A 22,817-nucleotide genomic window follows, 5' to 3' on the forward strand; every position below is an offset into this window, starting at 1 on the left:
CCACAGAAACCACGAAATACACAGAAACCCGGGGCGGGGTCGCTGACCTGCATGAACGGCGCTGCGGAGGGGTCGGGGCGGGCTGCCACAGAAATCACGGGAAGTCCCACAGAAATAAGGGGCCCGGGGTGGGCTCGTATTTGTGTGGGGCTTCTGTGGGTTTCTGTGGCAGCCGTCCAACCGCAGCTGCGGGGCCTGTTGGTGGTCAGCGGCGGGGCGGGGTTGTTTCTGTGATTCTGTGGTTTCTGTGGCGGGGGTTCAGGCGGTCGGGTCGGCCAGCTGGGGGTGGATGAGGTAGCGCGGAGAAGGCGGCCGGCCCCTGCCTCCGCTGCGCTGGACGGGCTGGCAGCGGATGTATCCGTGGTCCTCCAGCAGGTTCAGCGCGGGGTCGAGGTCGGCGACCGTGGGGAACTCGGCGCGGGAGAGTTTCACCATGAGGTCGCGCTTGCTGACCTCGCTCCACTGCTGGGCGCGCAGCACCTCCAGCACCGCGTGAGCGCGGGCGGCGGTGTGGTCGGCGCCCATGAGGTCGAACACCGCCAGGGCGTGGCCGGTGAAGTAGTCGGTCAGCTTCACCGCCGCGCGCATGGTGTCCGCGCTGATGGGCTCGGTGTGCCCGTTGCTGGGGTGCGCGGCCAGGTGCAGCAGGCCCGCCAGGCGGCACGTGGCGCCGCCCAGCTTGTTCGCCCAGTTCTGGACGTGGGCGAGATCTCCTCCGCGTTCCCGCAGCCGGGGTTCCTGCCGCTTCTCGAACGCCACCAGCACGTCCCCGGCTTCCGGGGAGAGTTGGAGTACGGCCGGGTCTGTCCAGTCCGTCAGGGACATGGTCAGAGCGGTGACGTGCTCCTCGTAAGTCGCGGCCACCGCGTCAGGAATGGGCTCGGTCAGTACCTTGCGGTAGCCCACCAGTGACTTGGGCAACGAGTACAGGAACCGGGCCAGCAAGCCCCGCTCATCGGCTCCCTTGATGCGGCCGATGTCCTCCAGAACACCCGGCTGCACCGTCAGGCCCATGGTCAGTGCGGGGGCCTCGATGAACTCCTCACGGCCCCGGCGGTCCACCCGCAGCCGGTCGCCTGCCTGCCCGCGCAGGAACACGTCCAGGTTGGGTGTGCCGGAGTAGCGACCGGCGATGATGTCGAAGATCCCTCCCTCCGCCGACATGACGGAGAGCCTGCCGCCCTGTTCGGCCAGCAGTGAGGCGATGACTTCCGGGGTGGCGTCATCGGCCAGCAGACGAGGCTTCGCGGGCACCGTGACCGACTCCGCAGCCTGAGCCAGGCTGATGGCCTCCGCTACCAGCTCGTCCCGCTTGTCAGCGTCCGCGCCGCGGGCCGCCTTGGCTGCCGCGCTCTCCGCGACTTCCTTGGCCAGGCGGGCGGTGATCTCCGCTTCCACGATGCGTCCGGCCGACTGCGTGACCAGCAGCGCCTCACAGCGGTAGAGGGGGTTGGCCATCAGGTTGAACACCGCGCTCTTGCGGTTGCCCGGCGGCAGTGCGACGACCACGAATACGTTCGTGGGCTCCCGCCACCGGCCCCGGACCTGCACCACGGCGCGGCCACCGGCAGCCGTGCCCAGCACCGCGAGCGCGAGGGCCCCGGCCATGTCCACCGGTGTCTGCGTCTCCTCGGCGACCGCGCGCACGTAGTCGCCCAGCCAGGCCGGGAAGACCTCCGTGGGGAACGCGGGCAGTTCCCGGCGGGCGGTGAGCGGGATCGGTTCCTCCCACGGAGCCTCCCCAGTCCCCTCGGGCGCGTCCTGGGCGTCGAAGAAGGCCCACAGCTCGGAGCTGTCCATCGGCTGTGTGCTCATGCCGCACTCACCTCCACCGCGCCGCCTCGGGCGAGACCGGAGCGGATGGCGGTGCGGCACTCGGCGGCGGGCAGGCCGATGGACTGACCCGCGCTCATCAGCTCACCGGTCACGTCGGCTTCCGTGAGGTCGCCGGTGCGGATGAGCCGTGCGAGGGCGTAGGCGGCGAAGTACACAGCACGATTACGACCGCCCTGGCGGGCGGACAGCACCTTTTCCAGCTCCCCCCGCAGCGCGGTGGTGCTGTAGGCGGTGGCGTTGCGCATCCGGGCCGATAGCTCCGACAGCGGCATCGGAGCCGGTGCGGGCTTCCGGGTGAGCAGGTCACTGAGCCACGCAGGGAGGGGGGCCGCGGGGGCGTCGTGAATGATCTCGTACGGTGCTCCGCCCACGATGCTGCCGGCAGCAACCACGTACCCGCCCCAGGCCCGGGTGTCGACCTTCCACCCCAGGCTGCCGCCCGTGCTGCGTAGCCGCTTTTCACTCGGCGCGGTGAAGTACAGGTGCTGCCCGCCACGGCGAGTGCGCACCGTGAACGTCTCGGTCGGCAGCCGCTCCCCCGCGCGCTCGCACAGCACGGCGAACACGTCCAGCCCGTCCGCCGCGCCCAGCCCCGCCCACTCGGATGGGGCGGTGTCGGCCTCGTCCTTGGGGATGTCGAGGTCCACCACCACGAGCTGGGCGGGGCCGGTAGCGATGCCGACGTTGTACGGGGCCGCCTGCCAGCACGCCGTGATGTGCTGCGGGTCGAGGGTGGCGCGCTGTTCGGGGGTGCGGTGCCCGCTCTCGCACCGGCCGGTGCGGGGGCAGTCGCGCTCCGGGTGCCCGGCGGGGCGCTTGTCCCCGGGGCGGAGGGGGAAGACGGGCCAGCCGCGCTCAGCGGCGGCCAGGGCGGCGCGCAGCAGCGCCGTGGTGGCGTTTGGTGTCATGCTGGGGGTTCTCCTGTTTCTGTCGAAGGGACGGAGAGCCGGGGCGGTCGCGGTGTTGTGGTGACAGGCGACCGCCCCGGGCGTATCTAGGCGTCGGGGTGCTCCGCGCAATTGCACTGGTAGGCGGGCCAGCGGCAGTTCGGGCAGCGCCCGGCGGCCACCAGCTCGGCGCGCTGCTCCCGCTTGGTCCAGGCGGCGTACTGCTGGCGGACGTAGCCGCGCGCGTCGCACGTGGCGCTGGTCTCGGCGCCGTCCAGCTCCATCAGGCGGCGACCTGCCCGGCGAGCCAGCGTGCTGGCGTCCCCGTGGGCGCCGGCCTTCTCGTCGTCCAGCGCGATGCGGTCGAGCAGCGCCGCCTTACGCAGCCAGAACTCCCGCTCGTCCTGCCCGCCGCGCCGCATGTCACGGGCGGCCTGGGCGGTCCACCCGATCTCGCTGACGATGCTGGGCGCCTTGGCGTACGCCTCGTCCGGCGTCGGCCCCTGTCCGGCGGGCTTGTGGTCAGCGGTGACGTACAGGCGGGTGCGCTCCCCGTCGCGGGTGGGGTGCTGGCGTACGGCTCCGGTGGTGAACGCGGCGGCCAGTTCGCGCGTGACGCGGTCGGCCTCGACCGGGGTGCAGATGACTCGGATCTCGAACATGGCTTCCTTTCGGATCAGACCGGGGGCTTGTTGTGGGCGCAGGCCGGGTCGGTGCACCACGGGTCGTGCGCGGTGCGCCGGTGGCGGAGCCAGGCGGGGGGCTTGGGCAGCCACAGGTAGGCCAGGGGCAGGAACGGCGCGCAGTCGCAGTCGGTCCAGTCCGGCTCGTCCTCGCCGTAGACGCCGCACTCCACCTCGCCGCTGCCGCCGCAGTCGAGGCAGTCCGGGTCCGGTGTGCGGTGCAGGGCGAGGATCGGGCGGGGGCCGATCTGACGCCCGCCGCGCCGGGTGGCGACCCAGCCGCGCCATTAGCGGACCGCGAGGCACTTACGGGCCAGCAGACGGGAGATCACCAGTCCTCCTTGGTGGTGTCGGTGGCGGGCAGTTCGGGCAGCCCGGCACGGGTGAGCTGAGCGGGGTCGAAGCCGGGCAGCGCCGCCCGAGCGGTGAGCGCGGCGGCCAGGGCTTCGGCGTATGCGGCGCCCTCACGGGCCACCTCGATCTGCGCCCCCGCCCGGAGGGCTTCCACGCGTTCGACGTGCGCGTGTTCCTCGCGCCGCTCGGCGGTACGCCGCTCGTACGCGTCGTGCTCGCGGCGGTCGGTGCGCCAGTACCGGGCGGCCAGCCCGTAGGCGACCGTGGTCGCCAGCGCCCATAGCAGCAGCGGCAGCGACAGCCCGTCCGCGTACCCGGCAACCCCCGCCAGGGCCAGGGCTCCGGAGGTGGCGAACGCGGTCCCGGCGATGACCGGATCACCCGCCCGTCCGGCCGATGCGAATGCGCCGGCGGTCGCGGCCCCGGCCGCGAGCACGACCATCAAGGCCGCGTTGCCGACGGAATGTTCGGCGCCGTTGGCGTTCCAGATCCGCCCCAGGATCAGCACGGTGGACGTAGCCAGGGCGGGGGCAGCCTTCGGGGCGGCCAGCGCGAGCCAGTGACGGGCGACGATCGGTTCGTTCACGGCTCGGCTCCTCAGAAGTCCGGGATGGCGTTGACGACGGCGGCGGTCAGCTCGTTGATCGGGCCGGACGCGCCGGTGGAGGCGAGGAAGAAGCCGAACATGATGGCGACGAACGCCGAGCCGTAGCCGAGGGACTTGGAGCGCAGCAGGAAGAACAGGACGAGCCCGAAGAGCGCTACGGCGGAGATGGTGATGCCCATGAGGGCCTCCTTCAGGTGGGGTTAGCGGGTGCCGTCGCGGTGGATGCGCATGGCGACGTTGAACAGGTGGCGGCCGATGCGGATGCGCTTGCGGTCGCCCCGGCAGCGGCGGCAGGTCTTGCCCGGCTTGAGCTGTCCGCGCCGGTCCTTCTTGAGCGCGTAGCCGAAGCCCTTGCACTTGCGGCAGTTGCCGAACGGGCTGGCGGCACACAGCCCGGCGTAACTGAGCGTAAACAGCAAGGTCAGGAGGCTAGCGGTGGCTATGAGGGTCACAAAGGGCCTCCAGGGGCGGTTTCGGGGTGCGGGAGGGGGAGCCCGCTAGGCACTAGCGGGCTGATCAGCGCGTATATGGGTCGCTAGCGGGGGTGCTAGACCTAGCAGGCATGGCCGCTAGGTCTAGCGACGATCTCCACCTAGCTCGCGTCCCGCTTTCCGTCACGCTCCGCAATCGCGGTGGTGAGCTTGGCGCGTTCGAAGCCGCGCCGGTTGGCGCCCTTGCCGTCCTCGGTCTTGCCCCAGACCTGGCCCGTGGGGACGCCGTACGGCTTGAGCGCGGAGGTGAGCTGTTCCGGCTCCCAGCCGCTGTAGACCTCCGGCCGCAGCTCCGCCAGGCGCGTGACGGCGATCTCGTTCCACACCTTCGGCTCCTCCACCGGGACCACGGCCAGCAGGTCGCGCAACAGGTCGTACGACGCGGCGACGTCCACCTCCGGGGCCTGCCCGGCGGCGTGCCCCGTCAGGGTGCCGGCGTCCTCGCGGAGCTTGCGGGCCCGGGAGGCGATCGCCTCCGCGATGACCGCGTCCACATACACGCTGCGAACGATGCGGGCGTCCGATCCTTCACCGACGAAGTAGTGGATGCCCTTGTCGCCCCACGCGAACATCGTCGCCCGCACACCGCGCTTGTACGAGCTGGTACCGAGGACCATGTCGTTCTCGATCTGGCCCATGACCTTCATGCACCACCGGCTGGAGGCGTTCGCGCTGATCCCGGTCGGCAGGGACTTGGAGTCCGGCCGCTGAGTGGCCAGCAGCAGTGAGATCCCCGTAGCGGGACCGCGCTTGACCAGGTCGGTGCAGATCTCCTCGAACTCCGCCCCGTACTTGGGGTGCTCGAACCACACCTGGCACTCGTCCACCCCGATCACGATCGGGTGCAGCCCGAGCTTCGGCTTGCTGGCCAGCTCTGACGTCACCTTGGACTCCGGGCAGATGTCCCGGGGCAGGGAGCGGATCATCTTCGCCCGGCGGCGCAGCTCCTCCCGGAGCGCCCGCAGGTCCTGGATCGCGTACTCGATGTCCTCGTCGTCCTCACCGGCGCGGTGGCGGTGGGAGCACTTCTCCCCCACCGGGTCGAGGTCGCCGGTGCCCTTGAGGTCGTAGGTGTGCAGCTCGGCCCGGGGGTCGAGAGCAGCGATCAGCAATAGCAGCCGCAGGAGGAACGTCTTGCCCATGCGGGGGATAGCGCCGATGACGCCGGCGATGTACATGAGGGTGACTTCCACCCAGCGTCCGCGCTGGTCAGTGCCGAAAGCCACCGGCTTGAACAGGTCCACCGACCCGGACTTGGCCAGCGGCCAGGCGGGCTGCTTGGCCTTGGACATGTCCTGGTCCCCCACCCACAGCACGAGCCGTCCGGTGTGCTCGTCCGGCACCGCTTCGGGCCACACGCAGCCCAGCGGGCGGCGCAGACCAGAGGCGAGCCGGTCGCGGCGGTCCATCACGTCCGAGACGGTCACGCCGTACGGGAGGTCACCCTCCGCGCGCCAGCCGGGGCCGTCGCGGGTGATCGGGGAGGTGAACACGAACCCGTCCCGGCCCTTGGCGATCGCCTGGTTGATCTGCGAAATCGACAACGCGGCCAGCGCCCGCAGCACGATGTCGCTAGTGAGCTTCTGCGCCTTGGGCAGCTCCACCGCCCGGTTGATCACCGGCGCGTCCTCCGCCTGGCCCGCGTAGCCGAGCGCCAACACCACGGCGCTGACGGACACCGTCATCAGCCAGGCCGGGGCCAGCACGTACAGCGCGAGCGCCGCCCCCAGCCCGATGAACGAGGCCAGGACCACGACGAGGGTGCGCAGCCGTACTCGGCCGTCGCGCTGGCGGGAGAGCTTGAGGTAGGTGGCGGCGTCTTCCTTCTGCACCATCGCCAGCCGTACCGGCTCACCCTCCTTGTCGGCGACCCACCGCATCGTGCCGCCCAGGACCTTCGCCGCCCCGCGCGGCGCCTGCAAGGTCAGGCGGGCGGCGTAGGCCGGGGAGCGGAAAGCGTGATACCCGGCCATGTGGCCGTAGTGGCGAGCTACCCAACCGGCTGCCGTCTTCAGCTCGGCCGTGGACTTCAGCCACTCGGGCACGACCTGGCGGCGCTTGGCCCCGGCCAGCCGCCCCAGGTACCCGGGGCCCTTCTGCTGGGGACCATCCACCATGATGCGGGCGGTCGGGTCGGCCGACTCGCGGGCGGCCCGGGCCTTGTCCAGGTCCACCACCTCCGCACCCGAGTTGGCGGCCATGTCGGCCTCCAGTCGGTTGAACAGTTCGTTCTCGTCGTCGTGGTTCACTGCTGACTTCCTTCCGGAAACGGGAGGGGTTGGAAGGGGCCCGGACGGCGCTTTGGTCGGTCGACCCTCCGGGCCCCGCTGAGATTCGTTCAGGCGGCGAGCTGGGGCGCGTCAGCGCAGCTCACGCACATGCCGAGTGAGGTCGGAATGCGGTATCCGGCATCCCGCCGGCACTCAGGGCAGAGGCGCTGAGCGGCGTTCGCCTTGGCCAGCGCCGCCCACTTCGCGGGCGTCATCGGCCGGACGGGCTTCGCCAGGTCGAGGCGGTACAGGTAGGCGACCCGGATCGGGCTACGGCCCGGGCGCCGGTAGCGGCGCGAGTACCAGAGCACTTGCGCGGCAACCTCTTGCCCGCCGGGACGCAAGCCGCGGGCGCGGAGCTGACGACGTGTGGCCAGCCCGTCCGGGGCCACCCGCCAGGGGAAGGTGGGGATGCCGTACCGCTCGCCAGCCGGGTCGTACAGGCGTCGGCGGGCGGCCATTATGCGGCCGACGCCTCAGTGCCCCCGGCGCGTTCGGCCTTGAGCCTGTCGCGCAGCATGCGTCCGTTGGCGGCCGACGTACGGACCGCCTTGCGGATCGCGTCAGCCGTCAGCCCCTCGTCCGGCCAGTCGGCCGTGACCGTGCGGGCCTCGTCCAGCAGCTCCTGAGGGCTGCGGGTCGGCCGGGTGCTGCGGGCCGACTCAGGAACCCGACCGGTCGCCCGGCGCGGACCCGACTGCACAGCAGCGACCGACTTCACCGGCACCGACTTCGGCGCCTCGGTCGGCAGCCCCAGACCCTCCAGGACCCGTTCCCGGGCCAGTTCCTCAGGAGTGGTCGAATCGGGGACTGTCGGCCCCGGTTCGGGGGTCGACTCATGCAGGTCAGACCCCAACCGATTTGCAGGCTCCTCTACCGTTTCATCATGATTTGCGATGTCGGTGTGAGACTGCGGCTGGCCTGTCGCGATGGCGAGCCGCTCGCCAGGGGCGGCGACGGAGAACATGCCCGACAGGGCGGCGTCCGCGCCGTGCGTGATGCGCTCGCGCTGGATGTCCAGCAGCCGACCGTCCAACGACTCATCCCCCAGACCGACCTTCCGCGCCAGCCGCCATGACTTGCGCACCGACCGCTTCTTGACGCGCTTGTCCGGATGGTTCGCGGCACGGGCCTGGTGGTAGGCCAGGGACCGCACCACGGCAGCCGCTTTCGCCGCTGCCTCGGCATCGTGGCCGTCCTGGTGGACGACAATGCGACGAGCGAGGAACGCCATGCCCTCCGCAGACACGCACATGCCCATGGGCGTCACGGCGTAGATCACGGTGCGGCCGGGGTCGTCGGCGGCCATCGCGGCCATGACGGACGCGGCAGCCGGCAGAGCCCACAGGCCCACCCGGATGATCCACGGCGAGGACTGCCCCAGCATGGTCAGCCCGAGCAGCACCAGCGCCAGGACAGCGGTCGCGCCCTCACCGGCCGCCACCGCTCCCAGAGCGGTACCGGAACCGTAGGCGCGGCTGATGTTGCTGTACGTGCCCCAGCCACCCGCGATGCCGGTAGCGAGCATGGGCACGAACGCAGCCGTCAGAACGACCTTCTGCGCGGTGGTCAGCGGCTTGCGGCCGGTCATCACGCCACCTCCCGGCCAGTGCCCGGGCGCCCGGCGCGGCGGCCGTTGACCGTGTCCCGTACCGGGTCGAGCCCTTCGGCGACGTACCAGCCACCCCCGGACTCCTTCGCCACGTACATGGCCTCATCCGCCCTGCGCATCAGCGCGGGCAGGGTGCCGGCCAACTCGTCCTCGTGGCGGATCGCGCCGATCGAGGCGCCCAGCTCTACCGGCTCGCCGTCGAAGGTGAACGGCTCGCACAGCGTCTCGTGCAGGTCCTCCAGCCCCGACAGCAGATCCACCGGGTGCGCGGCCGTGACCACGGCGGCGAACTCGTCACCGCCCAGGCGCGCCGCACATCCGCCCATGCGGACCGCCCAGTCGTTCAGCCGCGCGGCGACGATGACCAGCCCGACATCCCCGGCCGCGTGACCGTGGGTGTCGTTCAGGGCCTTGAAGCCGTCCAGGTCGATGACCACCACCGCCGTGAGGTGCTTGCGCAGCTCGCGCCCGGCACGGGCCTCGAACGCCTCACGCCGCATCAGGTTCGTCAGCGGGTCACGGCGCGCGACCTCGATCCGGCGCCGCAGTCGCAGGCTGTGCACTGACCACCCGGCCGCCAGCGGAAGCGCGGCAGCCAGAGCGCTCATGGTCTGGCTCATGCCGCTACCTCCCCGGCATGGGCGGAACGGCCGGCGGTGCGGGCAGCACGGAGGAACGGCACCGTGCGGGTCAGCGCGTCGGCGTACAGCGCGTCCCACCCGGCGACCTCGTCCCCGGCCTCACCCTCAGCGGCCAGCTCGGCGATGACCTCACGGGCCACGTCCAGACGGGCCGCCCGCTCCTCGGCGGACTCGGGGGCGAGGGGGCCCCGGAACAGGTCCCGGTCGATCCCGGCCGGCAGCTCCTCCATACCGAGCGCCAGCTCGGCGAACTCGGCGGCGTCCAGCACCTGGCGCGTGCCGATGTACGTACGCATGACTCACTCCTTGTCGAAGGGACGGAGAGCCGAGGGCGGTCGCGGTGTTGTGGTGACAGGCGACCGTTCCGGCGTAAGGCCCCGTTCCGCGTGTGCGGCGGGGCGGTGCCCCGGCCGGGAGTCGAACCCGGCCTACAACCATCGGGGCGGTGGTGTCAGCGGCCGTTGACGTCGGTGATCCTGACGTTCTGAGCCCATCCGTCGCGGTGACGGACCAGCGTGAAGTAGTTGCCGCCAACATCCGTGATGCGGTGCGGCTCGCCCTTGTACTCGACGTCAGTGCCGACCTGGTCAACATTGACGTGGCGGGAATTGGTGATCCGGCGCATGTCGCCTCTCCTCTGTTAAGGCGGCCTGTTTGCCGCAGCGCCCCGGCCGGGAGTCGAACCCGGCCTACGACCATCGGGGCGGTCCCGACCGCAAGCCAGCACAAGACCCGCCAGGGTCTTCGACAGGCGGTGCGGTCACGACGGTCATCACCCGGCCGCCACGGGGACGGGGCGCCACCCCCGTCGATCAATCTCGTCACGCTGTTGAGTTCTCAAGGACCGATCACTTCCGACAGGCGCGGTAGCCCTGAGGGGCTCCCGTCTCCACGGGGCCCTGCCGGAGCTGCGAGTGGGTTACCTAGGTAACCCGCCGAAGAGAAAGTTACCTAGGTCGCTTTGATGGGTCAACCCCTCTCCCAACCAAGCCAAGGAAGGTGACCTAGGTCGGATAGGCTCTAGACATGGACTGGAAGCCTGAAAAGCCCCCGACCGCCAAGGAGATCGCGGCCAAGTTCCGAGACTCCATCGCTCGGGGCGTCTACCCGCCAGGCGGACAGCTCCCTGGTGCCAAGGGTCTCGCCAAACATCTGGGCGTCGGGCTCATGACGGTGCAGAGCGCCTACAAGCAACTGGCGGAGGACGGCCTTGTCTTCGGCCGTCAAGGCAGCGGCACGTACGTGCTCGACCCGAAGAAGGGTGACCCAACCGCCCAACAGACGGCCTTGGGGCTGCGTGAACTCCAGGACCAACTGACGCATGTCACCTCCCAGCTCTCCGAACTTCATGACCGGATCGAACGACTGGAAGCCGAGCGATCCCGCCGTCCTGACGAGAACCAGTAGGCCGCAATCCGCGCCGCTGCGCAGTGGACAGGGTTAACACCCGCGCGCTGTTACCTGTTAACTCCCCATGTCAGACGCCCTATTGTCATGATGAGTGTCCGCCACATCGCCTGACGCCTGGGGAAGCGATGAAGACGAAGTTGCAGGCCGCCCGCGTGGCTCGGGGATGGTCCCAAGCCCAGTTAATGGACGCCTTGGAGGATGCCGCAGAACGCCTTGGCATGGAGTTGCCCTCCCGAACCAGCCTGAAGACACAGGTGTCGATGTTCGAGAACGGCCGGCGGGAACCCGGGGCGGACTACCAGGCGCTGTTCAGCGAGGTCTACGAGGCAACTCGCGCCGAGCTTGGGTTAGCCCTGGAAACCGCTCCGTCCCAGCTAGATGCCCTGCCCCGGCAGACAAGCCTCCAAATCCCATCACCGACGGCGACTCCTGAGGTCCTGGGATACCTGAAGTCGGTGTTCATCCAGCACGCGCAAGCTGAGCCCCTTGTAGGGCCGCGCTTCTTGGTGCCTGCCGTGCAGAGTCAGGTGCCACTGATCGAGGAGCTGTGCAAGGAGGCCTCAGGTCCGCTCCGAGAGGACGTCGTCCGGGTCGGTGCCCGCTACGCGGAGTTCCTCGGCTGGCTCCACCAGGACACTGGTGATTCCGAGTTAGCGATGCTCTGGACGAACCGGGCCCTCGACTACGCGTCCGAACTGGACGACCCAGTCCTGAGTGCCTACGTGTTCCAGCGACGCAGCAACATCGCGGCGGAGGCCGGGCAGGCGGGCTACGCGATCGGGCTCGCCAATGCTGCTCTGAAGCAGGCACGGAAGTTACCCAACCAGGTGCAGGCAGTTGCTCTCCGGGCTCGAGCCAACTCGCACGCGCTCCTGGGGCAGGCCGACGATTGTGCCCGCGCGCTCGATGAAGCTCGAGCCATCGCGGACAAGGGCGAGGGTGACAGCGATGGCCTCGCCGGGTACTGCTCCGTCGCCTACGTCGAGATGGAGGCGGCGAACTGTGCGATTCAGCTTCAACGCCCGCACGAAGCGGTGGAGACCCTGGAGACGAGCTTGACCCACTGGCCGGCCGAACAGCAGAGGGACCGCGGACTCTGCCTGGCACGCCTGGCCACAGCGTATGCGCAGCTCGAAGACGTAGAGGGCGCCTACAACGCGGCTTCCCAAGCGGTAGCCATTGCCCAGACCACCGGCTCCGCCCGCATCCTCGCCGAACTGGGGCGCTTGCAGTCCCACCTCACTCCGTGGGGCAAGCTCGTAGAGATCGCTGAACTGAATCGTCTCTTGGGGAGTATGAGAGGGACGTGACCCACACAAAGGAGACCGTGAACGTGCTTCCCACGATCACCACTGTCGAGGTACAGGAACAAGCCCCGCGCGTAGCCATACTCCCGGTCGGGTCGTATGAGCAGCACGGCGCCCATCTACCGCTCATCACCGACACGGCGATCGCGTGCATCATCACGCGCGAGCTGGCCACTGCCCACCCGGTACTCCCGCTCTCACCGATCAGCATCGCGTGTAGCCACGAGCACGGCACATGGCCGGGCACGGTCAGCATCAGCGCCCGCACCCTTCATGCCGTGATCACTGACATCGCTCAGTCCCTGGAGACCTCCGGCATCCGGAAGCTCGTGTTGGTCAACGCCCACGGCGGGAACTACGTGCTCTCGAATATCGTGCAGGAGGCCAACGTCACCGAAGCACGGATGGGGCTCTTCCCGCAGAGTCACGAATGGAAGCGGGCTCGGCAGCACGCAGGACTGGTCAGCAGTTCCTACGACGACATGCACGCGGGGGAGATCGAAACTTCAATCCTGCTGCATGCGGATCCCTCCCTCGTGCGCCCCGGTTACGAGACCGCAGACCACGATGGGGGCGAACGGCCGTTCCTCCTCACTCAAGGGATGAAGGCGTACACCAAGACCGGTGTCATCGGGTTCCCTTCGTACGCCACAGCAGAGAAGGGCAAGGCTGTGCTGGCAAGCCTTGTAGAGAGCTTCGCCGAGCACCTACAGGCGCTGGGTGAGTGAAACGGACCGCCGACCCGGGCGTCGCCGAGGGGCAGCAGACACCTCGGTGACGCCTGGGTCATGGCAGTGCCCGCAGCACCCTCGTCCACGGCAGCTCGCACTTGACTTGCAAGCAGCTAGCCGCCCTCCAAGGCAGACGACCCCTATGCCACCAAACCTCGAATCACAGTCGCCATTTCTCTTGGGATCTCCCCCTCCGTCATGACGGATGCGATCCTTACGGAATCCTTCCGCTTATTGAACGAGAGACCGTAGCCACGAAAGATAAGCTTTAGGATCTCGTCACCCGGGATGAGATCAGCCTTACTGGAGGCCCATCGGGATTCCACGTCACCCGCAGCCCGCCTCAGCGTCTCCTCCATCTTTTGTCGAAGCTGTTGCACAGAAGCGATGACCTCATCGATCTCTCGATAGGCAGCTGTGAGAAAATCCTCTTCCACATCGCGGTGGATCACCCCTTCACGCCGCGGGAAGATGGGGGCGCAGATTTCCTTAAGCGCCCGCCTTTCGATAGCTACCGCGCGAAGTTCTTCACACGCCGAGTCGATCTTTTCCTGTACTTGTTCAGGCGAGACTTGTACCGCACCGTCCGTCCGGATGGCCAAGTACCGTGACAACGTGCGTGCGTCGAGCAGATAGTTCTCCAACTCCCGCTTTTCCAGGACTACGAGCTCGCTGACGCCGGAGACCTGCTCCTGCAATTTTATAATTTCGACGCTATTCCTTTCATCTCGATCCAATAGAAACGTTGTTCGCACGTTTCTCTTGCCCAAGAAGGAAAGGGTTGAAGCAGTTGCAAAGTGGGTGAAGTTTCTTGCCCCCCCAGTGGTAACAAAGCCTACGGATGCCTGACCAAGACTAACCTTCAGCGTCTCCGCAAAGATCCGTAGGATCTGCTCGTCCGAAGGCCCCTCGACAAAGATAAGGCGATCATACATAAACAGTGAACTAAGGCGGATTCCTAGTTCTTGAGGGATGGCCTCCTCGGCTTCCGAGACATTAAGTAGATTCACCGTTGTTTGCGGCGCCCTAGAGACCATATACACGTTCTTGAGAGCGCCGACGTCCAAGAAGTTCGTTGAGTGGGTAGTTAGGAAAACTTGACACTTTTCGCTAACGTTCCGCAGGTACTGCATCAGAGCGGTCTCCAGCGCCGGGTGCAGATGGACCTCCGGTTCCTCCACAAGCAACACTTGAGGCTTCTCAAATTCGTAGTCCAGGATGAGGCGCAACGCCTCTCTGACTCCTGACCCATTAACTTGTACCAGGAAGTCATCGACGTCGAGTTCGGCGACTGGTTGACCGCTACGGCGTGGATTATCGTCCGAGCTAAAGGCGTCAATCTGCACTCCGAGCAAGGTAGAAACCACAGATTGAATGTCGTTGAGCACAGCCCCCTGGCCCCGACTTGTTTTGAGCCTGAGGATCTTACTTGCTTCTGCCGGTCCAATCGGATTGCGCTGCTCGGAAAGATGATGGACCCTCAATTCGGAAATTCGCGAGATGAGGTTGGTGACGTAGTTTGGTACGGTTGTCGCCTCACCTGAAAAAATCCGGACGGGATTGCCAATCTCCGCATGCTCTACTGACTCGATCTCGGTCGTGAGTTGAGATACCTTACTGCGGCAGATTTGAGTGAATTCCTCAGGAGTTGAGGAGTTCTTAAAGACTTGGTCTAGCATACGAATTTGCGAGTTCGAAAGGCTTGTGCGGCGAGATCGAAGGGCATAGGTAACGCCGACATCTTTAGCCATGCGGAATTCATCGTCGCGAATCCCTTCCATGCCAATGTTCAGCGCCTCCATCTCCTCCCTTGCCTGAGTAACCCGACGAACATTTAGGGCGATCTCAGAGGCGGACTGCTCCTCCATAGCGAAAATTACGTTGCCTTCCGCATTGTCGGAAACGAAGGCAATTCTACTAATATAACCAACCGGCTGATCCCTCCCATCGAAAGTGAGGGTGATTGCAATACCGACCTCATGTGTCGAGGTGAATAGAGCGTTGCGCAGCTGGGCAGCTTCAGCTGCGATGTCCTCTTTAAGAAGAGCAATTTCCTGCTCATTTAGCGACAGTTGGGCATCTAGCGTCACAACCCTTTCGGCACTTTGCCTATTCCAATCAGTACTGCGGCAAATCGCTGGAGAGATACTTACAACTTCACCCCCCGAACTGAAGAAGTCAAAAAAGATTCTGACGGCAGAGAGCAGGTTGGATTTTCCGGAGTTATTTTTGCCGATCAAGACGTTCAGCTCGCCGCAATCAATCAGGGACACATCTTGGAGGCTGCGAAAGCCCTGAGCATGCATGGAAGAAAGGCGCACGAATCCCCCTGATTTTGAACCACTCACTGGAGCGGTCACATTGTATCGACGGAACGTAGTCATTGGGGGCTGATCCGGTCAAGTGCTTGTCGCACCCGCACCGGACATTGCATGACCAGTCGAACGCTGATTCGGTGAATGCAGGTGAACGGCCCCGCACGGGACTCAGACTTGGGAAGCCTGTGGGTTCCCGCGCGCCCGAAGTGTCACGGGGCGCCGTTCGTGCGCTCTAGCCGCATGACTGGCCGCCGCCCCACTCTGTGGGATCCGGAGCCGAGGACAGGGGGCGTCGTGAGTGATTGGAAGCAGGGCAAGTGCGGTTGGCCCCTTAAGAGCGGAGGTCGCTGCTCGAACTTGACCATGAAAAACACCTCCAGATGCTGGCGGCACCAGGGGGACTGGACGAAGCGAGGGCAAGCGGAGCGGAAGAAGGCCGGCAGGGGCCGCAAGCGGTGACCCGTGCGCAGGCATCAGAGGGTGCCGAATCGTGTTACGCGGCATGCGAAATCGGCGCCCCGGCGCGTGAGTAGCGTGTGAAGCGCGTGGGCTCTTGATCTGTCCAGCAGGTCTGCCCAGGTCAGGCGCACCCGCAAGTACTGACTATCAATGCCCTCCGGAGCCGTGTGCGCAGGTTCGAATCCTGCCGGGGGCACCCTGTATGAGGTGCCCAAGACCCCGACACCAGCGGTAGCGCTGAGGCCGGGGTCTTCGTGTTTTGCGCGGGCGGGTGCGGCCCGGCAGCCGTATGGCGCGACACGCGGCCGGGATAGGGCGTCTCAGCGCGCCATGATCTCCGTGATCCGCATGAGTCCGTCGGCGCCGTGGCCCCGTCCGATGGCCCGGCGGGCCAGGCCTTCCGCCGCGCGCATCACCTGGGCGTCGATGCCGTGGGCCTCCGAGGTGTGGACGATGTGGGCCATGGACGAGGCCGCCGAGGTGAGGGGGTTGTCCTCGCCGGAGAAGGTTCCGCTGTCCACGTCGTCCGCGAGCTCCACGAAGCTCGGCGGGAGGAGGTCGCCGATGCCCTTGGCGAAGGGCGCCAACTCGCGTGCGGTGATCCCTTCCGCCCGTGCCACCGCCATCGCGTGGGCGTAGCCCGTCATGGCGGTCCAGAAGATGTCGAGCAGCGCGATGTCGTACGCCGCCGCCCGGCCGATGTCCTCGCCGAGGTGGGTGTGGGTGCCGCCCAGCGCCTCCAGGACGGGCCGGTGCTCGCGGTAGAGGTCCTCGGGGCCGCTGTGGAGGAACACCGCGTCCGGGGTGCCGATGGTCGTGGTCGGCGTCATGATCGCACCGTCCAGGTAGCACACACCGTGTTCGGCCGCCCATGCCGCGGCGTCCCGGGCCCGGTCCGGGGTGTCAACACTGAGGTTGGCCACCGTGCGGCCCCTGAGCGCGTCCGTGACCTCCTCGCGCCGCAGGACGGTGTCCGCGGCGTCGTAGTTCACCACGCACACCACGGTCAGCGTGCTCGCGCGACCGCTTCCTCGGCCGATCCGACGCTGACCGCTCCCCGTGCCACCAACTCCGTGTCCCGGCCCGGCGTCCGGTTCCAGACCGTGGTGCGCAGGCCGGCGTCCAGGAACGCGCGTGCCAGGGCTCGGCCCATCGGTCCCAGGCCGAGGACGGTGACGTCGGACTGTTGCGTGTGTGCAGGCATGACTCAACTCCCGTATACATGTGAGCAAGAGAAGAAGGGGGAAGGAGATGACTCGCAGTCGGGCCCAGGATCCGGATGTCTGTGGCGTGACCGCCGCGATCGCCGTCATCGACGGGAAGTGGAAGACCGCCCTGCTCTGGCTGCTGGAATCCGGTCCCCATCGCCCGGGCGAGCTCCGCCGGCGGCTGCCGGGCCTCAGCGAGAAGGTGCTGACTCAGGCCCTCCGCGAGATGGAGACCGATGGGCTGGTGCACCGGGAGGTGCACGACGTGCTTCCGCTGAAGACCGTTTACTCCTTGACCGCGTTCGGCCGGGAGCTCTCCGAGATGCTGGCTCCGCTCTCCGACTGGGGCCACCGCCGCCTGGAGAAGCTCGCCGAGGCCCAGTCGGCCTCTTGACGCGTCACTTCGGCACCCCACTCCCCGTCCGGCTCCGACGGCCCCCCGGCCGCCTGCTCACCAGCCTCGCCCGTTCGGCGCCTGGGGCCAAGTACCCACAAAAAGGTGGCTACTACGGCGCCGGTATGGATCCCTGTCGTACCCTCCCCGGGTGTGGGGCGAGGTTTCCGGCCTCGGGGAAGGGGGCGGCGTGGGCGCCGGCTGGGTGGGGTTGTTGATCGCCGTCGTGGGTGTGGCGGGAACGCTGGGGGCGGCGCTGCTGACGCAGAACCGTGCCGACCGCACCAAGCGGATGGAACTGCGGGCCGCGGCGGAGCAGCGTCGCGAGGAGCGCGATCACGCTCTTGAGTTGCTACGGGTGGAGCGGGCCGATGAACGGCAGCGCGAGAGCCTTGAGCGGCGGCGCGCCTGCTACATCTCGCTGAACACCGCCGCGCGTCAGTACCTGACGGCGATGACCAGTCACCTCCACGCCCTTCGGCGGGGCGAGGACAGTGACGCGTCCCTGGAGAACCTGGAGGCGGCCCGGCTGTCCTTCCGGGACTGCTACGCGGAAGCCCAGATGATCGCGCCGGATGCGGTGTCGCGTGCGTCCGGCGCCGCCAAGTCACGGTTGAACGCCGCGTACGGGACGCTCAGGGAGTACGGTGCGGCTCCCGCGGACCACGCCGAAGAACTGGCCGGCCTCGAGGGCGAGTTCCACCGGGAGGTCTGGCCGTACGTGGGGGAGATGAAGCGGGCGATGCGCGCCGATCTTGGTGTCGACGACTAGGGCGTGTCCGGAAAGTATCGGCGTCCGCCCGGAGGGCGGGGGCCGTGGCGTCCGGTGCGTGCTGTCGCAAGGCGGAGGAGGGAGACATGGCGGAGCCATGGCGACCGACGACAACGCGGCGACAGTGCGTGCAGGGCGTCACGGGCCAGGCGAGACTTGACGGACACGACCTACGGCGTGTCCGTGACGTCCCGTTCGGCCGGTCCGCTACGCCCCCGTCGCCACCGGCAGTTCCGACGGCCGGCCCCAGTCGCTCCAGGAGCCGTCGTAGACCGCGGTGTCGTCGTAGCCGGCGAGTTCGGCGGCGAGGGCGAGGACGCAGGCGGTGACGCCGGAGCCGCAGGTGAAGGTGAGGGTGCGGCGGGTGCCGACCGAGGCGGTGAGGTGGGCGCGCAGGTCGGCCGGGGGGCGCAGTCGGCCGGTCTCGTCGAGGAGGTCGCCGAAGGGGAGGTTGACCGCGCCGGGCATGTGGCCGCCGCGCAGGCCCGGGCGGGGTTCGGGGGCCGTGCCGGTGAAGCGGGCGGGGGTGCGGGCGTCGAGGACGGCGGCGGCGGGGTCGGCCAGGGCGGCGCGCACGTGGGCGCTGTCCACCAGGAGGCCCGGCCGGGGGCGGGCGGTGAAGTCGCCGTGGGGGCCGGTGTACCGGGCGGGGAGCGGCTCCACCGGGTGGCCCGCGGCCGTCCAGGCGGGGAGGCCGCCGTCGAGCACCGCGGCGCGGTCGAAGCCCATCGCCCGCAGCATCCACCAGGCGCGGGCGCTGGAGTAGACGCCGGCGGCGTCGTACACGACGACCGTGCTCGTGTCGTCGAGGCCCAGGGCGCGCAGTTCCGCGGTGAACGCGGCGGGGGCGGGCATGGTGTGGGGCAGGGGGCTCGTGTGGTCGGACAGGGGTCCGTCGAGGTCGAAGGGGCGTGCCCCGGGGACGCGGTGCGGCGAGCCGCGGTGCGTCCCCACGGAGGCGTCGAGGACGACGAGGCCGGGCGCGCCCAGGTGTGCGGTCAGCCATGCGGGGTCGACCAGGGGGCCGGGGAGGGCGGGTCGGGGTCGCGGGGTGTGCACCGGGTGCTCCTGGCGGTCGTCGGGTTCCGCCTCCGGATCCGGACGCGCGTGGTGTGGTGCGGGTGTGGGGGGTGGCGGGCCTGGTGCAAGGGTCGCCGGGCCGGTTCTCCGCGTCAACCGTGGTCGGCGTCGAGGAGGTCGGACTGGGCGAGGAGGTAGGCGAGATGGGCCCTGCTCCGGCCGCCCAGGAGGTCGGAGGCCTTCTTGATGTGGGTGGAGACGGTGCGCGGGCTCACGCCCAGGCGGCCGGCGATGGCCGCGTCCGTGTAGCCCTCCACCATCAGGCGCAGCACGGCACGACGGGTCTCGTCGGTCATGAGCGGGGGGCGGGCGTACTCCTGGGTGATGCTGACGGCTTCGGCGCGTTCCCAGGTGTGGTCGAACACCTTGGCCAGGTAGTGGACGATCGCCGGGTGGTCGATGGCGAGCGCCGCGGTCCGCAGCTCGTGGCGGGGGTCCGGGATGAACGCGGTGGTGCGGTCGTAGATGATCAGCCGGTCGAACACCTCGTTGATGGTGCGGAACTGGGCGCCTGACGCGGTGGCCTGCTCGATGTAGGCGAGCGTGGGGCCGTGGGCGCGCACGGTGTGCTGGTAGAGCGTGCGCTGTTTGACGCCGCGCCGGTGCATGGCGAGGACCCGGGACAGGGATCTCGCGAGGTTCTCGGGGGCGCGTCCGCCGCCGGGCTGACAGGTCAGCAGTTCTTCGCGGCAGGCTTCGGCGGCCTGGCGCAGGGCGGCCTGGATGACTTCCGCCCCCTGGAGGAGGCGTACGGATCCGGAGGTGGCCTGGCGGGTGGCGCGGTAGACGGTCTCGGCCGCCGTGATCGAGTCACGGATGGCCGCGATGGTGTGCTGGTGGGTGAGCACTTCGCGTTCTATGGGCCGGGTCAGTTCGCGGCCCGCTATATCCGGAGGGACGGCTGCCAGTAATGCCGGTGTTTCGGCCAACGGCCGCATCAGGCCCAGCCGGAGGAGGCATGGGGGCACTTCCTCGGAAACCGGACCATGGAGCAGAGCACGTCGGTAGACCTCCAAACCGCGATCGCACAGCTTGGTGACGTTCGAATGAGGGGCTAAGTCCGAATTTGTGCACATTTGCCTCTCCTTCCGATTCTTGCATTGCGTGATCATGATGCTACTCAATCAACCATTCCGGTGGTCGCATACGGCATTCTTCTCGTGGCGAGAGGCCGAGGGGCCTTTCAGCCAGGGGAGGGAAAATGCAACAGAAGGCAATCTCCATACCCGCGTTCCTCGCGGTGGCTTTGGCAGTGATCCTGGGCTTCGGCGGGCAGGAGCTCGCCACTTCCTTCGGAGGATCGAATTCCGCCACCGTGCAGGCGACCGTGAAGACCCAGCACCCCGACGACGACTGGTAGAGAGCGGCCGGGCGGCCGGGGGGCCGACCGGAACACCGGATATCAGCGATGTGAATCCTGGGCGTGGGTGAATCGCCCGAATCGAGGGGGGCGCTGCATGAGTACGGACACGAACCGGGAAACGGTCGGCATACTCCTCGCCGGCGGCCGGGGTGAGCGGGCGAAGCCCATCACGCTCAAGTCCCCCGACCACATCCGCAGCAAGGCGCTGATCCCGTTCGCCGGGCGCCGCCTGGTGGAGTGGGTCGTCGACGCCTGCCGCGAGCAGGGGATTCGCCGCTTCTACGTGGTGACCCACGGCCTGGAGAACCGTACGCAGATCAAGCTCCTGCTCGGCCACGGCGAGCGCTACGGGGTGGACATCACCTACTCGCGTTCGCGCTTCGACCGGTACAACGTCGGCTCGGCCGGCGCCACCCTGCACAACCTCGAACAGTGGGACCTGCAGGGCCGGGCCCTGGTGCTCCCCGTCGACTCGCTCTTCGACTTCGACCTGGGGGCGATGGAGGCGGCGCACACCGGGCGGAACGCCCTGGTGACCGTGGCCGCCGTGCGGCGCACGGCCGACGAGATCGCGGGCAAGTACGGGGTGATGCGCACCGACGACGGCGGGCTGGTCCAGGGCTTCGTCGAGAAGCCCGACCGGGCGCGGCTCGGTGAGCTGTTCCCGCGCACCGCGGTGGACGCGGGGGTCACCCTGCCCACCAACGCGGGGATGTACCTGGTGGACTGCGCCCGGCTGCGGCTGCTCGCCCGGGAGCCGGAGCTCTTCCGGCAGAGCTACCAGAGGCTCGACTGGGGTCAGGACCTGCTGCCGTGGCTCGCGGCACGGGGCCTGCCGGTGGCGGCACACGCCATCGGCAGGCTCGGCGACCTGGGCAACGTACCGGACTACCTGCACACCCTGGGGCTCGTACTCGACGGCGCGTACGAGCAGATGAACCGGCTGATGAGACAGCCCGACGTCCCGTCGCCGCGCGCCTGGGTGCACGAGAGCAGCCTGCGGACCAAGGACGACGTCACCGGCACCACCCTCGCCCAGAAGATCGACGAGGGTTCGGTGGTGATCGGGCCGGGCGTCAGGATCGGCCGCGAGGTGGAGATCGGGCCCGGCGTGCGGCTGGACCACGCGGACATCGGCGACGGGGCCGAGGTCCGCGAGGGCGCCGCCGTGGTCCGGTCGGCCGTCGGGGAGTCCGCGGTCGTCGGCGCGTACGCCGAGATCGAGGACTCGTACATAGGACCCATGGCCGAGGTCTGCTCCGAGCGGACCCGGCCGGCACGGCTCGAACGTTTCTCGGCCATCGGCGACGGCGCCATGCTCTGGCCGGGGTCACGGTTCTGCGGGGTGAGCGTCTACCCGCGGCTCAGGGTGCCCGCGATGACCGGGGTGCCCGCGGAAACGGAACTCAAGAGCGCCGAGGACATCCTCACATGGGTGTAGGCGGCGGCGGATCACTCCTGGAGGGGACCATGCGGAGTCCCGTAGCGGTTATCGGAGGTGCGGGCCGGCTGGGCAGTCTGGTCACCCGCCGCCTGCTTCAAGAAGGCACCAGGGTACGGGTGGTGAGCCGGCATCCGGAACGCGGCCGGCTGCCGCTCGGAGTGGAGAAGCACCGCGCGGACGTGCGGTACGCCGACTCGCTGGTCACCGCGCTGCGCGGCTGCGCGGCCGTGGTGTTCAGCGTCGAGCCGGGTACGGCCGACTCGGGGCCGGACAGCCCGGAGACGACCATGTACGACGGGGTGCGCAACGTGCTGGCCGCGGCCACCGAGCACGGGGAACGGCCGCACGTCGTGCTGGTCAGCCAGATCTTCGTGACGCGGCGCGAGCACCCCATGAACGCGTACGGCAGGCTCCTGGACTGGAGGCTGCGGGGCGAGGACGCGGTACGCGAGTCGGGGCTGCCCTACACGGTCGTACGCCCCAGCTGGCTCACGGACGAGGGCTTCGCCGGCAACCGGGTGCGCCTGGAGCAGGGTGACCGGGGTGACGGCTGGGTGTCGCGCACGGCGGTGGCCGAGGCGTGCTTCCAGGCGCTGAACTCGCCGGCCGCCGTGGGCCGCACCTTCGAGATGTACAACGAGCTGGGCGAGACGCCGACCGACTGGGCGCCGCTGTTCACCCGGCTCGGCGCCGACCGCCAGCTGGAGCGGAGCCGCTGACCGGGGCCGGCACGCCCTGACGGGCACGCTCCGGGCGGCGGCCGCATCCGGGCGGCGGCCGTATCCGAGACCGACGGGGGCGGGCCGGACCATCCCCCCACCCCCGTCACCGCCCCGCCGCCCACATCCCCCGAGGCGACGGGGCCGGGCCCGGGGCCGGCGGTGCGAGAGCGGTGCCGTTCCGCCGCACTCGCGCGCCGGCTCCGGTGTCCGTGACCCGTCGCCCATGAC

24 protein-coding genes and 1 pseudogene are annotated in these 22,817 nt (G+C 68.5%); 8 read left to right on the plus strand and 17 right to left on the minus strand.

Annotation, left to right across the window (positions count from 1 at the left end; translation table 11 throughout):
- Positions 1–258: 258 nt before the first annotated feature.
- The 13 genes from EIZ62_RS09795 to EIZ62_RS31935 form a co-directional block, all read right to left on the minus strand.
- Positions 259–1,800 (minus strand): YfjI family protein, encoded by a 1,542-nt coding sequence (locus tag EIZ62_RS09795; protein WP_156696308.1) that lies wholly within the window; start codon positions 1,798–1,800, stop codon positions 259–261.
- 11 nt (positions 1,801–1,811) lie between these two features.
- Positions 1,812–2,744: a bifunctional DNA primase/polymerase gene (locus EIZ62_RS09800; protein ID WP_156692320.1), complete on the minus strand. Its 933-nt coding sequence runs from the start codon at positions 2,742–2,744 to the stop codon at positions 1,812–1,814.
- A gap of 86 nt (positions 2,745–2,830) precedes the next feature.
- Positions 2,831–3,385: a hypothetical protein gene (locus EIZ62_RS09805; protein ID WP_244375592.1), complete on the minus strand. Its 555-nt coding sequence runs from the start codon at positions 3,383–3,385 to the stop codon at positions 2,831–2,833.
- A gap of 14 nt (positions 3,386–3,399) precedes the next feature.
- Positions 3,400–3,579: a hypothetical protein gene (locus tag EIZ62_RS09810; RefSeq protein WP_244375594.1), complete on the minus strand. Its 180-nt coding sequence runs from the start codon at positions 3,577–3,579 to the stop codon at positions 3,400–3,402.
- Positions 3,580–3,734: 155 nt separating this feature from the next.
- The gene (locus EIZ62_RS09815; RefSeq protein ID WP_156692322.1) at positions 3,735–4,346 is read right to left on the minus strand and encodes a hypothetical protein; all 612 of its coding nucleotides are present in this window, start codon (positions 4,344–4,346) and stop codon (positions 3,735–3,737) included.
- Between the two features lie 11 nt (positions 4,347–4,357).
- Positions 4,358–4,546 carry a hypothetical protein gene (locus EIZ62_RS09820; protein ID WP_156692323.1) on the minus strand — a complete coding sequence of 63 codons (189 nt, stop codon included), beginning with the start codon at positions 4,544–4,546 and terminating at the stop codon, positions 4,358–4,360.
- Positions 4,547–4,567: 21 nt separating this feature from the next.
- Complete coding sequence (locus tag EIZ62_RS09825) at positions 4,568–4,786, minus strand: hypothetical protein (protein WP_425281807.1); 219 nt, start codon at positions 4,784–4,786, stop codon at positions 4,568–4,570.
- A 173-nt stretch (positions 4,787–4,959) separates the two neighbouring features.
- Entirely contained in the window at positions 4,960–7,107 is a 2,148-nt protein-coding gene (locus tag EIZ62_RS09830; RefSeq protein ID WP_156692325.1) for a cell division protein FtsK, read from the minus strand.
- An 89-nt stretch (positions 7,108–7,196) separates the two neighbouring features.
- A complete protein-coding gene (locus tag EIZ62_RS09835) occupies positions 7,197–7,589 on the minus strand; it encodes an RRQRL motif-containing zinc-binding protein (protein WP_156692326.1) in 393 nt (130 codons plus the stop codon).
- Entirely contained in the window at positions 7,589–8,719 is a 1,131-nt protein-coding gene (locus EIZ62_RS09840) for a conjugal transfer protein (protein ID WP_156692327.1), read from the minus strand. Before EIZ62_RS09840 ends, EIZ62_RS09835 begins: the two co-directional genes overlap by 1 nt.
- The gene (locus EIZ62_RS09845) at positions 8,719–9,360 is read right to left on the minus strand and encodes a GGDEF domain-containing protein (protein WP_208827855.1); all 642 of its coding nucleotides are present in this window, start codon (positions 9,358–9,360) and stop codon (positions 8,719–8,721) included. Before EIZ62_RS09845 ends, EIZ62_RS09840 begins: the two co-directional genes overlap by 1 nt.
- Positions 9,357–9,677: a hypothetical protein gene (locus tag EIZ62_RS09850; protein ID WP_156692328.1), complete on the minus strand. Its 321-nt coding sequence runs from the start codon at positions 9,675–9,677 to the stop codon at positions 9,357–9,359. Before EIZ62_RS09850 ends, EIZ62_RS09845 begins: the two co-directional genes overlap by 4 nt.
- A gap of 155 nt (positions 9,678–9,832) precedes the next feature.
- Positions 9,833–10,006: a hypothetical protein gene (locus tag EIZ62_RS31935; protein WP_167536359.1), complete on the minus strand. Its 174-nt coding sequence runs from the start codon at positions 10,004–10,006 to the stop codon at positions 9,833–9,835.
- A gap of 401 nt (positions 10,007–10,407) precedes the next feature.
- On the opposite strand from EIZ62_RS31935, the gene EIZ62_RS09855 reads away from it, so the two are divergent.
- The 3 genes from EIZ62_RS09855 to EIZ62_RS09865 all read left to right on the plus strand — a co-directional run bounded on the left by EIZ62_RS09855 (position 10,408) and on the right by EIZ62_RS09865 (position 12,826).
- The gene (locus tag EIZ62_RS09855; RefSeq protein WP_156692329.1) at positions 10,408–10,788 is read left to right on the plus strand and encodes a GntR family transcriptional regulator; all 381 of its coding nucleotides are present in this window, start codon (positions 10,408–10,410) and stop codon (positions 10,786–10,788) included.
- A gap of 128 nt (positions 10,789–10,916) precedes the next feature.
- On the plus strand, positions 10,917–12,101 hold the full coding sequence (locus EIZ62_RS09860; RefSeq protein WP_156692330.1) for a helix-turn-helix domain-containing protein: 1,185 nt from the start codon (positions 10,917–10,919) through the stop codon (positions 12,099–12,101).
- 23 nt (positions 12,102–12,124) lie between these two features.
- Positions 12,125–12,826 (plus strand): creatininase family protein, encoded by a 702-nt coding sequence (locus EIZ62_RS09865; protein ID WP_156692331.1) that lies wholly within the window; start codon positions 12,125–12,127, stop codon positions 12,824–12,826.
- A 143-nt stretch (positions 12,827–12,969) separates the two neighbouring features.
- Here EIZ62_RS09865 and EIZ62_RS09870 read toward each other — a convergent pair whose 3' ends face one another.
- The gene (locus EIZ62_RS09870; protein WP_167536360.1) at positions 12,970–15,189 is read right to left on the minus strand and encodes an AAA family ATPase; all 2,220 of its coding nucleotides are present in this window, start codon (positions 15,187–15,189) and stop codon (positions 12,970–12,972) included.
- A gap of 737 nt (positions 15,190–15,926) precedes the next feature.
- Positions 15,927–16,810: pseudogene (locus EIZ62_RS09875) on the minus strand (NAD(P)-dependent oxidoreductase).
- A gap of 47 nt (positions 16,811–16,857) precedes the next feature.
- Here EIZ62_RS09875 and EIZ62_RS09880 point away from each other — a divergent pair.
- Positions 16,858–17,208: a winged helix-turn-helix transcriptional regulator gene (locus tag EIZ62_RS09880; protein WP_156692333.1), complete on the plus strand. Its 351-nt coding sequence runs from the start codon at positions 16,858–16,860 to the stop codon at positions 17,206–17,208.
- 190 nt (positions 17,209–17,398) lie between these two features.
- Positions 17,399–17,980 carry a hypothetical protein gene (locus tag EIZ62_RS09885; RefSeq protein ID WP_156692334.1) on the plus strand — a complete coding sequence of 194 codons (582 nt, stop codon included), beginning with the start codon at positions 17,399–17,401 and terminating at the stop codon, positions 17,978–17,980.
- Positions 17,981–18,187: 207 nt separating this feature from the next.
- On the opposite strand, the gene EIZ62_RS09890 is transcribed toward EIZ62_RS09885, so the two are convergent.
- Together EIZ62_RS09890 and EIZ62_RS09895 are read right to left on the minus strand one after the other, a co-directional pair.
- Complete coding sequence (locus tag EIZ62_RS09890) at positions 18,188–19,039, minus strand: sulfurtransferase (protein WP_156692335.1); 852 nt, start codon at positions 19,037–19,039, stop codon at positions 18,188–18,190.
- A 113-nt stretch (positions 19,040–19,152) separates the two neighbouring features.
- A complete protein-coding gene (locus EIZ62_RS09895; RefSeq protein WP_156692336.1) occupies positions 19,153–19,908 on the minus strand; it encodes a helix-turn-helix transcriptional regulator in 756 nt (251 codons plus the stop codon).
- 353 nt (positions 19,909–20,261) lie between these two features.
- Between EIZ62_RS09895 and EIZ62_RS09900 the strand changes: the two genes are divergently transcribed.
- The 3 genes from EIZ62_RS09900 (at position 20,262) to EIZ62_RS09910 (ending at position 22,586) form a co-directional block, all read left to right on the plus strand.
- Positions 20,262–20,420: a hypothetical protein gene (locus EIZ62_RS09900; RefSeq protein WP_156692337.1), complete on the plus strand. Its 159-nt coding sequence runs from the start codon at positions 20,262–20,264 to the stop codon at positions 20,418–20,420.
- Positions 20,421–20,517: 97 nt separating this feature from the next.
- Positions 20,518–21,864: a sugar phosphate nucleotidyltransferase gene (locus EIZ62_RS09905; RefSeq protein WP_156692338.1), complete on the plus strand. Its 1,347-nt coding sequence runs from the start codon at positions 20,518–20,520 to the stop codon at positions 21,862–21,864.
- Between the two features lie 29 nt (positions 21,865–21,893).
- Positions 21,894–22,586, plus strand: a complete 693-nt coding sequence (locus EIZ62_RS09910; RefSeq protein WP_156692339.1) for an SDR family oxidoreductase — start codon at positions 21,894–21,896, stop codon at positions 22,584–22,586.
- Positions 22,587–22,817 lie beyond the last annotated feature (231 nt).

It is taken from the genome of Streptomyces ficellus (assembly GCF_009739905.1).
In the GTDB taxonomy this organism is placed as follows: domain Bacteria; phylum Actinomycetota; class Actinomycetes; order Streptomycetales; family Streptomycetaceae; genus Streptomyces; species Streptomyces ficellus_A.

Bases quoted from the DNA above. Each gene is read 5' to 3' on its own strand.
- EIZ62_RS09840 (WP_156692327.1), bottom strand. From the start codon at position 8,719: ATGACCGGCCGCAAGCCGCTGACCACCGCGCAGAAGGTCGTTCTGACG.
- EIZ62_RS09800 (WP_156692320.1), bottom strand. From the start codon at position 2,744: ATGACACCAAACGCCACCACGGCGCTGCTGCGCGCCGCCCTGGCCGCC.
- EIZ62_RS09805 (WP_244375592.1), bottom strand. From the start codon at position 3,385: ATGTTCGAGATCCGAGTCATCTGCACCCCGGTCGAGGCCGACCGCGTC.
- EIZ62_RS09900 (WP_156692337.1), top strand. From the start codon at position 20,262: ATGCAACAGAAGGCAATCTCCATACCCGCGTTCCTCGCGGTGGCTTTG.
- EIZ62_RS09835 (WP_156692326.1), bottom strand. From the start codon at position 7,589: ATGGCCGCCCGCCGACGCCTGTACGACCCGGCTGGCGAGCGGTACGGC.
- EIZ62_RS09905 (WP_156692338.1), top strand. From the start codon at position 20,518: ATGAGTACGGACACGAACCGGGAAACGGTCGGCATACTCCTCGCCGGC.
- EIZ62_RS09795 (WP_156696308.1), bottom strand. From the start codon at position 1,800: ATGGACAGCTCCGAGCTGTGGGCCTTCTTCGACGCCCAGGACGCGCCC.
- EIZ62_RS09820 (WP_156692323.1), bottom strand. From the start codon at position 4,546: ATGGGCATCACCATCTCCGCCGTAGCGCTCTTCGGGCTCGTCCTGTTC.
- EIZ62_RS31935 (WP_167536359.1), bottom strand. From the start codon at position 10,006: ATGCGCCGGATCACCAATTCCCGCCACGTCAATGTTGACCAGGTCGGC.
- EIZ62_RS09850 (WP_156692328.1), bottom strand. From the start codon at position 9,677: ATGCGTACGTACATCGGCACGCGCCAGGTGCTGGACGCCGCCGAGTTC.
- EIZ62_RS09860 (WP_156692330.1), top strand. From the start codon at position 10,917: ATGAAGACGAAGTTGCAGGCCGCCCGCGTGGCTCGGGGATGGTCCCAA.
- EIZ62_RS09880 (WP_156692333.1), top strand. From the start codon at position 16,858: ATGACTCGCAGTCGGGCCCAGGATCCGGATGTCTGTGGCGTGACCGCC.
- EIZ62_RS09845 (WP_208827855.1), bottom strand. From the start codon at position 9,360: ATGAGCCAGACCATGAGCGCTCTGGCTGCCGCGCTTCCGCTGGCGGCC.
- EIZ62_RS09855 (WP_156692329.1), top strand. From the start codon at position 10,408: ATGGACTGGAAGCCTGAAAAGCCCCCGACCGCCAAGGAGATCGCGGCC.
- EIZ62_RS09910 (WP_156692339.1), top strand. From the start codon at position 21,894: ATGCGGAGTCCCGTAGCGGTTATCGGAGGTGCGGGCCGGCTGGGCAGT.